Annotated in this window: 6 protein-coding genes; 4 read left to right on the forward strand and 2 right to left on the reverse strand. The window is 47.8% G+C overall.

The genetic code is table 11. The features are described 5' to 3' along the window. The first annotated feature begins 3 nt into the window (after positions 1-3). From NL647_RS24490 to tldD, 3 genes are read left to right on the forward strand one after another with little or no spacing between them, the layout of a single operon-like run. Positions 4-3882, forward strand: coding sequence for a YhdP family protein (locus NL647_RS24490; protein WP_050935753.1), 3879 nt, complete (start codon positions 4-6; stop codon positions 3880-3882). Positions 3883-3921: 39 nt separating this feature from the next. Further along, entirely contained in the window at positions 3922-4743 is an 822-nt protein-coding gene (locus tag NL647_RS24495; RefSeq protein WP_253650758.1) for a carbon-nitrogen hydrolase family protein, read from the forward strand. A gap of 11 nt (positions 4744-4754) precedes the next feature. Further along, positions 4755-6200, forward strand: a complete 1446-nt coding sequence (gene tldD, locus NL647_RS24500; RefSeq protein ID WP_005444369.1) for a metalloprotease TldD — start codon at positions 4755-4757, stop codon at positions 6198-6200. Positions 6201-6270: 70 nt separating this feature from the next. Here the strand turns inward: tldD and NL647_RS24505 are convergent, their stop codons facing one another. Continuing rightward, positions 6271-7647, reverse strand: a complete 1377-nt coding sequence (locus NL647_RS24505) for a PhoH family protein (RefSeq protein ID WP_005444370.1) — start codon at positions 7645-7647, stop codon at positions 6271-6273. 536 nt (positions 7648-8183) lie between these two features. On the opposite strand from NL647_RS24505, the gene rapA reads away from it, so the two are divergent. Beyond that, positions 8184-11093, forward strand: coding sequence for an RNA polymerase-associated protein RapA (gene rapA, locus NL647_RS24510; protein ID WP_085319115.1), 2910 nt, complete (start codon positions 8184-8186; stop codon positions 11091-11093). 99 nt (positions 11094-11192) lie between these two features. Here the strand turns inward: rapA and NL647_RS24515 are convergent, their stop codons facing one another. Then, positions 11193-12458 (reverse strand): NRAMP family divalent metal transporter, encoded by a 1266-nt coding sequence (locus tag NL647_RS24515; protein ID WP_005432869.1) that lies wholly within the window; start codon positions 12456-12458, stop codon positions 11193-11195. Between the last annotated feature and the right edge of the window lie 16 nt (positions 12459-12474).

Here is a 12474-nt window from a genome sequence, read left to right on the forward strand (position 1 = left end):
TTTGTGAATTCTGGTTTTAACCGTTTCGGGCGTTTCTGCGCGTGGACTTTAGTGACGTTATTGGTGCTTTTAGCCATTTTAGTAACCACACTACGCGTAGCATTGCCACAACTTAACCACTTCCAAGATGAGATCAAAACCTGGGTCAAGCAAGGTACAGGTTTTGACTTTTCTATTGCCAGCGTTGCTGGCTCTTGGCGTAATAGCCATCCCTCTATCGCACTGCAAGGCCTAGAAGCGAATCTGCCGAATAACCAAGACGCGCGCTTTGCCGTGGATGAAATTCATATTGAATTCGACTTGATTCAATCTCTCCTAAAGTTTAAGCCTGTGGTCGCAGATCTCACCATTGATGACTTGGCTTTAGACATTCGTACCGTTGATTTGTTGTCTAAATCAGAAAATAACGACCCAGCAGCGAATGTCAGCCAAAGTGAATCAAAGCTGATTGATCAGTTGGACTCCTTGTTACTGCGTCAGTTTGAAGATTTCACGATTACCGACTCACGTATTTGGTACAAGTCAGTGTCTGGTGAAACACGCCGCTTGGACATCGAGCAATTACGTTGGAGCAACCAAGGTAAGCATCACTTAGCGGAAGGTACAGTGAGCATTGCGGACGCAAGTCTCAACTCATTGTTAGTGCGTGCTAACTTCAAAGATTATGGTTCGCTGCGTGATATCTCAGGTGAATTTTACGTAAGTGCAAAAGATGTGTCCGTGACGCCTTGGCTAACCACTTACATGCAAGATGAGTCTGGCGTTGAGTCAGGCAAAGTGAGTCTCAACACTTGGTTGACGTTGCAACACAGCCAACCAAGTTACGCTTATGTCGATCTGCAACCCTCTGAGTTAGTGTGGAATGAGAAAGGGCGTCATGAACTGCTGCTGGAGTCTGGTATTTTCAAGCTTTCACCAGATAAAGAAGGCTGGAAAGTAAATGGTCACTCACTGCAAATCCGCACCGATGACCGACCATGGCCTGAGCTGGATGTTGCCTTTGATTGGCAACCAGATGGCTGGCTACTCAACTTATCCCAATTAGACATTGAAGCGTTAACCCCGCTCGTTAAGTTAGCACCTAAATCAGAATCCACTACGGATTTGCTAGATAAACTAGCGCCGAAAGGACGAGTGGAAGACATTCGCCTGTCGATGAATGGTGGTTTAGATACGCTACGTTACTCAGCCGAACTGGATGAATTGGGTTTAACGCAGTGGGAGCTGCTGCCTGGCTTTAGTCATGTGCAAGGCAAAGTCTCGGGTAACCTAGAACAAGCAAAAGCGAAAGTGACGGTTATCGATGATGTCTTCCCATATGGGGACGTATTCCAAGCGCCTTTAAACATCAAGCAGGGTGAAGTCGACATCGTTTGGCAGCAAGATGAAGATGGTTGGCGTTTGTGGTCTGATAAAGTGACTGCGGCGACACCCGATCTGCAAGTGCTGGGTGCGTTCCGTCTCGATTTCCCGAAAGAGCAAAGCCCATTTCTGTCGTTTTATGCAGAAGCTGATCTCTACAACGCTGGTGAAACGTGGCGTTACCTTCCAACTCTAGCACTTGGGCAAGATTTGACAGACTACCTATCTACTGCGATTCAGGGTGGTAAGGTCAATACTGCGAAGCTGCTTTGGTATGGCGAGCTAGGTGACTTCCCGTATAAAGAGCATAACGGCATGTTCCAAGCATGGGTTGGATTGAAGAATGCGAAGTTCAGCTTTGATACTGCTTGGCCAACCATTACAGATTTACAACTCGATTTGTTGTTTGAAAATGATGCCATGTACTTGGATTCGAAGTCTGCCACGTTAAATGGCGTGAAAGCGAAGCGAATCACAGGTCGCATTCCCGAGCTTGCAGAAGGTGGTCATATCGAGATCGAAGCGAAAGCAAGCGCACCGGGTAATGAAGTTCGTGACTACATGATGGCAACGCCACTGGTTGACTCTGTGGGGGCTGCGTTGACCGCACTGCAAGTTAGTGGTCCTGTTTATTCAGAATTCCAACTCAATATTCCATTTGATACCGAGAAAGACGCTCGCGCATGGGGCTATGCGGATCTTAAGAACAACCGCGTAGATATTGATGCGCCGCCGATGACGTTAGAGAATGCGACTGGACGTATCAAGTTCGATAACGATGTAGTGACTACTTCTGGTCTATCTGCTGAATTGTTGAAGCAGCCAATCTCACTGGACTTTCGTGGTGAGAACGCCGAACAAGGCTACAATGTGACCATCAATACCCTTGGTGATTGGGAGGTAGACCCACTCAAACCTTACCTTGGCGAGCGTTGGTTAAGCCTTGTTTCAGGGCATGCACCATGGCAAATGGACATCGATCTACAACTCAACGATGTGGGTTTTACCTATCAAGTGGATGTGCTTGCTCAGCTTAGTCAGTTAGCAAGTGAATATCCGTACCCGCTTGGGAAAAAACGGGGCGAAAAAGGGCAAGCGAAGCTCCAAGCTTCTGGAAACCAAGAAAGTGTTTCGGCTCGTTTGCAGATCCCAAATGCGAAGTACCAAACGGAAATCGACATTTCAGGCGATGTCCCAGTATTGACCGCAACAAATCTCGTTGTGGGGAACGGCGGTTTCAAAATCAGCCCTGTGGTAGGACACGATGCCTCAATTCGTTTGGATGATTTGAGCCTCGATAAGTGGGCGGATTTAATGCACGTTCCACAAAGTACCACACAGTCTGTTTTGTCGAGCATGAAAACACCGACTGTTCCACTTCCAACGCGTATTAGCATGGATGTGAAGAATTTGGAGCTTGGTGGTATCGAGTTTCACGATGTGGATTTGAATGCACGTAAGAAGAATCTAAGCTGGCAGCTCGATGTTGATAGTCAAGAAGTGAAAGGCAAAGCCAATTACCTCAAACCGTATGATTTGTCCGTCTCATTGGAGCATTTACACCTGTATATTCCAGGTTTTGATGAGATGACGAAAGAGCGCAGTTCTTTGTTCGCTAGTGAAGACCAGAGCGCACCACTAATCTCAAACTTTGACCGCAAGTTCCATGCAGAAATGCCAAACTTAACTTTGAACATTGATGATTTCTGGTTGCAAGGTTACAAGGTTGGCAAGGTAAATGTGGATGTCGAGCGTGGTAATAATCGACTTGAATGGAAGAACGTAACTTTCAGTAGTGGTCAAAACCGTATTGATATGAGCGGTTGGTGGGAGCTAACCAAAGAGCGAAGTCATTCAAACCTATCTATGAAAGTTAAGGGTGATAACAACAGTGATTTGATGGAGCGCTTTGGGATCACCTCTGGCATCCAACAAGCGCCGTTTGAAATCAATGCCAACCTAGACTGGGATGGCGCGCCTTGGTCGATGAAGACTCAAAGTTTGCAAGGTGACGTTTCTACCGAATTTGGTAAAGGTGTGATCACCGAAGTGAGTGGCGCGGCGCGATTGCTCGGTCTGTTTAGTCTTGATTCGATCATTCGTAAGATGCAGCTCGACTTTACCGACGTGTTCGACAAAGGGATGGCATTCAACTCAATCACGGGTACAGGCAAAATCCAAGATGGTGTATTTATCACCAACGATATTGTGATGGATGCACTGGCCGGTGAAATGAAGATTCGTGGGATCGCCGATATGAACACCCGCTTGGTGGATGCGGAAGTGAACTTTACTCCGGACATTACTTCAGGTTTGCCTATGCTGACTGCCTTTGCTGTAGCGCCTCAAACGGCGTTGTACGTACTGGCGATTTCGACGGTTATCTCTCCAGTAGTGGAAGTCTTCACGCAAGTAAACTACGAAGTGAAAGGTCCTCTGGATTCACCTACCGTAAAAGAGATTTCACGAAGCAAAGGTGAATACAAGTTGCCAGAAAAACTGCGTGAGCAAGCTAAGTAATTGTGCGGTTAGTCTTCTGACGAACAAGGAATTGAATACATGGAACGTGTTGGCATCATTCAAATGACATCAGGTCCAGATATCGAGGAGAATCTGGACTTCATTGCCAAGCAATGTGCATTGGCTGCAGAGCAAGGTGTGAAGCTGGTTGTGACACCAGAAAACGCTACGCAGTTTGCCAATCGAGAGGCGTATCACCAGAACGCAGAAACTTTGGGTGACGGTCCTATTCAGCAGTGTTTGTCTGAGATCGTACAACGCAATCAATTAACTCTAATAGTCGGAAGCATGCCGATTCGCACTGAACAAGGTGTGACTACCACGACATTAGTTTTCTCACCGCAAGGTGAGCGTATTGCTCATTACGATAAGCTGCATATGTTTGACGTGGATGTAGCCGATGGGCATGGCAGTTATCGTGAGTCGGATACCTTTAATGCAGGTAATCGCATCGTGACGGCAGAGACCAATATTGGTACGGTAGGCTTAAGTATTTGCTACGACGTACGCTTTCCTGAACTGTTTAAAGCACTACGCTTAGCAGGAGCACAAGTTATCGTTGTGCCCGCTGCCTTTACCGCCGTCACGGGAGAGGCGCATTGGGAAGTACTGCTAAGAGCGCGTGCGATTGAAACCCAGTGCTGGATTCTTGCCTGCGGGCAAACGGGGACGCATCCATGTGGTCGTCAAACCTGGGGGCACTCCATGGTGATTGACCCTTGGGGGCGCGTTCACCAACAATTGAATGACCAAGTAGGACTGCTGGTGGCAGAGATAGATTTGTCACACAACCAGCAAGTAAGGCAGAATATGCCGCTGACTCAACACAGTCGCTTTCAAAATGAATTGAAACGGAAATAAAAGAGCTAACTATGAGCATAAACCAAATAGAACAGGCACTCCTTGCCCCAAACGGTCTGACAGAGCAAGACATCGCTGACACACTAGCGAGCATTGCGACGCGCCAGATCGATTATGCGGACATTTACTTTCAGTCCAGCTGGCATGAGTCTCTGGTTCTAGAAGACAGTATCATTAAAGATGGCTCTTTCAATATTGACTGTGGTGTCGGTGTACGTGCAGTCACAGGCGAGAAAACCGGTTTCGCCTACTCAGACCAAATTCAACTAGAAGGTTTGAAGCAAAGTGCGATTGCAGCGCGTGGTATTGCGCAGCAAGGTCAAAACGGCAAAGTGCACGCATTCAAGCGTTCTGATAACCAAGCTTACTACGATGCGGTAAACCCACTAGCAAGCTGGGAAAAGCAACAAAAAACTGAACTGTTATTGTCTCTGGATGCGTACATTCGTACCAAAGAGCCACTCATCAAAGAAGTGTCGATAAGCATCAGCGGTGTGCACGAGCAAATGCTAGTTGCAGCAACCGACGGTACTTACGCTGGCGATATTCGTCCGCTTGTTCGTCTATCAATCAGTGTTCTTGCTGAAAAAGGCGATCGCCGTGAACGCGGTAGCGCTGGTGGTGGTGGTCGTTTTGGTTACGACTTCTTCCTATCTGAAACGAACGGCGTGAAACAAGCCTTCCAATTCGCAGATGAAGCGATTCGTATGGCGCTAGTGAACTTAGAAGCAGAAGCAGCACCTGCAGGCATGATGCCTGTGGTACTTGGTTCTGGCTGGCCGGGCGTATTGCTGCACGAAGCGGTAGGTCACGGTTTAGAAGGTGATTTCAACCGCAAAGAGTCGTCAGTGTTCTCGGGCAAGATGGGTGAGCAAGTGACATCTCCGCTTTGTACGATCGTGGATGATGGCACGCTAAAAGATCTGCGCGGTTCATTGAACGTGGATGATGAAGGTGTGAACGGTCAATACAACACACTTATCGAAAATGGTGTGCTTAAGGGCTACATGCAAGATAAGTTGAACGCACGCCTAATGGGTGTGAATCCTACAGGTAACGGTCGTCGTGAGTCTTACGCGCATCTACCAATGCCACGTATGACCAACACTTACATGCTGCCGGGTGAGCACACGCCAGAAGAGATCATCTCTACAGTGAAGAAAGGTCTGTACGCACCAAACTTCGGGGGCGGTCAGGTGGACATCACTTCTGGTAAGTTCGTGTTCTCTGCATCGGAAGCGTACTTGATTGAAGATGGCAAAATCACTCGCCCAGTGAAAGGCGCAACGTTGATAGGCTCAGGCATCGAAGCAATGCAACAAGTTTCTATGGTGGGTAACGACCTAAGCATCGACAGAGGCGTTGGCGTATGTGGTAAGGCGGGTCAAAGCGTACCGGTTGGCGTTGGTCAACCAACATTGAAACTCGACTCCATTACCGTTGGTGGTACTGAGTAAACTTCATCTGAAATAGAATTAAAAAGAGCGCTCATTGAGCGCTCTTTTGTTTTTAGGGGGAGGGTATTCGCTATAGGTTCTCTTCAGCAAATTCAGCCAAGCGACTGCGCACCACACCATTGAGGTGAATATTGGCGCTGCCTTCAAAGTTCTTGAAGCGCTCAACCATATACGTCAAACCAGACGTCACTGGGGTTAGGTAGTGGGAGTCAATCTGTGCCAAGTTACCCGAGCACACAATCTTAGTGCCTTCACCACAACGGGTGATGATGGTTTTGATTTGTGAAGCGGTTAAGTTCTGACACTCATCGAGCAAGACAAACGCATTCTGGATAGAGCGACCACGCATAAAGTTAATCGATTTAAACTGAATGTTGGCTTTATCGCAGATGTACTTCATCGAACCTTCGGTGCAATGGTCGTTCTTGTGCAGTGCTTCCAAGGTATCGGTCACTGCGGCTAACCACGGCATCATTTTCTCTTCTTCCGAGCCCGGTAAGAAACCAATCGACTCACCAATATCTGGCGTGTTCCGCGTTACGATAATCTTATCGAACATGCCTTTTTCAATGGTTTGCTCTAGTGCTGCTGCCATTGCAAGGAGCGTTTTACCACTACCGGCAGCGCCGGTCAGAATCACCAAATCAATATCAGGATCAAGCAAGGCATCCATCGCCATGCCTTGATAGATATTTTTCGGTGTAATGTCCCAAGCGCGACGATGCATCATGCGCTCACGACTCAGGTCGAGCAGCGTAACCTTATCCTCATTAATGGTTTCTACTCGACCTACAAAATCACTCTCTTCATCAATCACGTATTGGTTGATAAAGGTCGGCTCGAACGGTTCGCGGTTGAGTTTATGGAACGTTTTTCCACCCAGCGCGTAACTCTCAACTTCATCCACATCACTCCAAAAATCACCTTCACGTTGTTGGAAGCCTTTGGTGAGATATTGGATATCATCAATCAGTTGATCCGTACGATAGTCTTCAACGAAACGTACGCCAGCGCCTTTGGCTCGCAAACGCATGTTGATGTCTTTGGTTACGAGCACGACTTCACGTGGTGCGCGTTTGTTTTGCAGATAAAGCACCGCATTGAGTATGCGGTTGTCACCGGCTTTGTCGGCGAAGGCTTTGACGGTTTCCTGCAATTCGAAGTCCGCCAAAATAGAGATGGTGCCTTGGCTTGGGTTATCTTTAGAAACTGGAATACCTTCTGAGATTTCATCGGGTGTTGCGTCTTTAAACAGATCTTCCAAAGCGCGAATCGCAACGCGTGCATCCCTTGCTACATCACGTTTACTGTCTTTGATTCGGTCGAGTTCTTCCAACACGGTCATTGGGATGACGACATCGTGTTCTTGGAAAGAGAAGATGGCGAAGGGTTCATGAAGAAGAATGTTGGTATCGAGTACAAACAGTTTCCGATCGGTATCGCCCATAGCGTCTCCTTGCCGCAGCGCGGCTTTGCTGGCTAGTAGCTAAGAAGGAACAGTCTTCCTAACTCTGATTGCTTGCAATAGAGGTTGTCGGGCAATGTCGGTTAGTGCGCAACCGAGTAGCAAGACAACTTACTGCAAACCCGTGTTGATCCTAATCGTGTACTTAATGCGCTCAAATCATGCTTGATGACTCTAAGCGCCCCTCATTAGAAGTATACGTAAAATTTACTTCTTACAACTTAATAATTGTCATGAGTTTTTTACAATTTGATTGCATTCCTAATTCAGGAAAAAAAGTTGCCCCTCTGGGCGGTTTCGGCGTGACCTAAATCACAGCTTCAAGTAAGATTAGCGACCTTTTTCTGCGTATAGGCTACGCCCGATTTATCATGTTCAGCTGGCTTAAAAATGCACAGCACAAAGTGGCATGACAAGCACGATTGGCATAGCAGAAGCCAGAATCAGATCTAAACTATTATCCATGCCCATCGGGATGGGTAGAGACCAACAAGAAACAACAACGAGGTAGTCAATTCATGACATTTGCTTTGGGGCAGCGCTGGATTAGCGATACGGAAAGCGATTTAGGTTTAGGTACCGTAGTAGCAATGGATGCTCGTACTGTGACATTGATGTTTGCAGCATCAGAGGAAAACCGAGTTTACGCACGTAACGATGCACCAGTTACCCGAGTAACGTTCAACGTCGGTGATGTCATCGATTGCCAAGAAGGTTGGTCATTAAAAGTTGAAGAAGTACTGGAAGATGAAGGTCTATACACCTATTTCGGTACTCGTGAAGACACGCAAGAAACGGCGATCGTGTTGCGTGAAATCTTCCTAAGCAACCACATTCGTTTTAACAAGCCGCAAGACAAGTTGTACGCAGGTCAAATCGATCGCATGGACAACTTTGTACTTCGCTACCGTGCGCTACAAAACCAATTTGAGCAACACAAGAGCCCAATGCGTGGTCTGTGTGGCATGCGTGCAGGCTTGATCCCTCACCAGCTTTACATCGCGCACGAAGTCGGTCGTCGTCACGCGCCTCGCGTATTGCTAGCGGATGAAGTTGGTCTGGGTAAAACCATCGAAGCGGGCATGATCATCCACCAGCAAGTGCTGTCCGGTCGTGCTGAACGTATCCTTATCGTGGTGCCAGAGACACTGCAACACCAGTGGCTCGTTGAGATGATGCGTCGTTTCAACCTGCACTTCTCTATCTTCGATGAAGAGCGTTGTATTGAAGCGTTCGCAGAAGCGGAAAACCCATTTGATACGCAGCAATACGTGCTGTGTTCACTGGATTTCCTACGTAAGAGCCGCAAGCGTTTCGAGCAAGCGCTAGAAGGCGAGTGGGATCTATTGGTTGTCGATGAAGCGCACCACTTAGAATGGAGCCAAGACAAACCAAGCCGCGAATACCAAGTGGTAGAAGGCTTGGCAGAACGCACTGCGGGTGTGCTACTGCTAACAGCAACACCAGAGCAGCTAGGTCGTGAGAGTCACTTCGCTCGTTTACGTCTGCTAGACCCAGATCGCTTCTACGATTACGACGCATTCGTTGAAGAAGAAGAGCAATACGCACCTGTTGCGGATGCTATTACTTCGCTGTTCTCTGGTGAGAAGCTGCCTGACGAAGCGAAAAACCAAATTACTGAACTGCTTTCTGAGCAAGACGTTGAGCCACTATTCCGTATTATCGAAAGCGACAGTGATGAAGAAGCGAAAGCGTCAGCGCGCCAAGAACTGATCGACAACCTGATGGACCGTCACGGTACAGGTCGCGTTCTGTTCCGTAACACGCGTGCAGCAATCAAAGGCTTCCCGAAGCGTAACGTGCATCTAATGCCAATGGACATTCCGCAGCAGTACACCACGTCAATGCGTGTATCAGGCATGATCGGTGGCAAGATGACACCAGAAGCGCGCGCGGTGAAGAACCTTTATCCAGAAGAAATCTTCCAAGAATTTGAAGGCGAAGATTCAAGCTGGTGGCAGTTCGACTCACGTGTTAACTGGCTACTTGAGAAAGTAAAAGAGAAACGCAGCGACAAAGTATTGGTTATTGCTTCTCGTGCAAGCACTGCGCTGCAACTTGAGCAAGCACTGCGTGAGCGTGAAGGTATTCGTGCAACTGTATTCCACGAAGGTATGTCGATCCTTGAGCGTGACAAAGCGGCTGCTTACTTTGCGCAAGAAGAGGGTGGCGCACAGGTTCTTATCTGTAGCGAAATCGGCTCAGAAGGTCGTAACTTCCAGTTTGCTAACCAGCTTGTGATGTTCGATTTACCGTTCAACCCAGACTTGCTAGAGCAGCGTATTGGTCGTCTGGACCGTATCGGTCAGAAGCGTGATATCGATATCCACGTGCCTTACCTAAAAGACACGTCACAAGCGATTCTTGCTCGTTGGTTTGATGAAGGTCTGAACGCGTTTGCTGAAACCTGTCCAACAGGTCGCGCGGTTTACGATAAGTACTCTGATGCTCTGATTGAAATGCTGGCGTCTGGTGATGTTTCAAACCTTGATGAAGTGATTGAAGAATCAGCGAAGATGAACAAAGAGCTGAAATCACAACTTGAGCAAGGTCGTGACCGCCTACTAGAGATGCATTCAAACGGCGGCGAGAAAGCGCAGCAGATCGTTGAGAAAATCTCATCGACAGATGGTGACACAAACCTAGTGACGTTCGCTCTGTCTCTGTTCGACACCATTGGCTTGAACCAAGACGACAAAGGCGAAAATGCACTTGTGGTAACGCCATCTGAGCACATGATGGTGCCAAGCTACCCAGGCTTGCCATACGAAGGTGCGACTATCACATTTGACCGTGATACAGCGCTGTCTCGCGAAGACATGCACTTTATCAGTTGGGAACACCCAATGATTCAAGGTGGTATTGATCTGCTGATGAGCGAAGGTGTTGGTACCTCTGCGGTTTCTCTGCTGAAGAACAAAGCGCTACCAGTGGGCACTATCCTACTTGAATTGGTATACGCGGTAGATGCACAAGCACCAAAACGCAGCGGTATTACTCGTTTCTTACCGAAGACACCAATTCGCATGATGATGGATGCTCGTGGTAACGATCTGTCTTCTCAGGTTGAGTTTGAAGGCTTCAACCGTCAGCTTAGCCCTGTAAACCGTCACCTAGGCAGCAAGTTAGTGACATCGGTACAGAAAGACATTCACAGCCTAATCGAAGCGGGTGACGCATTGGTTGAGCAGAAAGTGGAAGACGTTCGCAAACAAGCGCATCAAGACATGCAACAAAGCTTGAATGCTGAGCTTGAGCGTCTACAAGCACTGAAAGCGGTTAACCCGAATATCCGTGATGAAGAAATTGAATCGATTGAAGAACAAATCAAAGAGCTAACAGGTTACATCAACCAAGCTCAGGTTCAGCTAGATTCGCTACGTCTGATTGTGGTCAGCCACAACTAATCAGCGTTCAAACACACGAAAAAAGGTCTTCAATTGAAGACCTTTTTCTTTATCTGAGTTTGGCTTACCTCAGCGGTTCAGTTAATCGCTCGCAGCTAATTACATTAGCCACTTCCACCAAATAAACAGCGCTAAGAAGCCGAATAAGTAAATCAAGCCAGCAATCGACAACCACTTCAATTTACGCCCCAATGCCAATGGCTTAGGCAAGTCGGTTTTGCTCACCAGAATGTAGTTCAGTAGCGCGAAGAACGGTGTCGTCATAAACGCCAGTACCATAGCAAAGTTCAGCATTGGTAGTAGTGCTGACGCCCAGAACACCACAATACCTAATGCTAAGACCGATACCGTTAGCATGATCGCAGACGTGGCTTTTGGGTTCGTTTCTGGTTGCGAGCGCAGTAGACGTTGAGAGTCTGAAATCACACGAGAGTAGCCATCAATTACCGTAATTGTACTGCCGAAGATGCAGAAGAACGCAATCACCGCAATTAGGTAGCGTGACCATTCACCAATAGTTGCAGCGTACAAGCCGACTAGCTGGTGGGAGAAGCCCACGCCAGAGCTTTTAAGCTCGATGCCTGAGCCGTGTAGCATCAACGCACCTAGCGATACAAACACCAAAGCCAATACCGCAGTACCAATATAGCCGACATTGAAATCAAACAACGCAGATTTTGCGGTGACTTCTTGTTGGCTAGTTTGGCGTTTGAGCCACGCAGACGTCAAACAAGAGATCTCGATTGGTGCTGGCATCCAGCCCATGGTTACAACGATAAAGCCGATAGCTGCAATTGACCAAGGAGAGGGGGATTCAAAGTTCGCAACGGGCTCTACCGGATTACCAAATGCAATCGCCACTGCTAGTAATGTCGCAATGGTCAGTACTGTCATGATGACTTTCGAGAGCGTATCCAGCGCTTTGTAATGACCAGCAAATAGGATCACCAAGCACGTGACCAATACAATGATACTGAGTGATGCCATCGACAATGAAAATGGAATGAAGTAGCCCAACAAGCTCGCACTGAACATCAGAAGCGCTGCTGTATTGATCACCGCAGAAACGGAGCTGAGAAACAAGAACAACCACAGGTAGGGGCGACCAAGCTTAGCGTAGCCTTCAACCAAGGTTTTACCTGTGCCCATGGTGTATTGCACGCCTGCTCGAAAAAATGGGTATTTAAAAAGGTTTACTAGCAGGATAAGCACGGCGAGTTGCCAGCCATAAATGGCACCAGCTTTTGTTGAAGCAACGAGGTGAGAGCCACCCACCGCCGCAGAAGCCATTAGAATGCCGGGACCCAACGAGCGTACAAATTGGGAGATTTTGGATTGGGGTTGATCTGGTACTGCCGATTCCATTTGTTATTGTCCTTGT

The sequence above is a fragment of the Vibrio sp. Y29_XK_CS5 genome, from assembly GCF_024181835.1.
GTDB classification, from domain to species: Bacteria; Pseudomonadota; Gammaproteobacteria; order Enterobacterales; family Vibrionaceae; genus Vibrio; species Vibrio harveyi.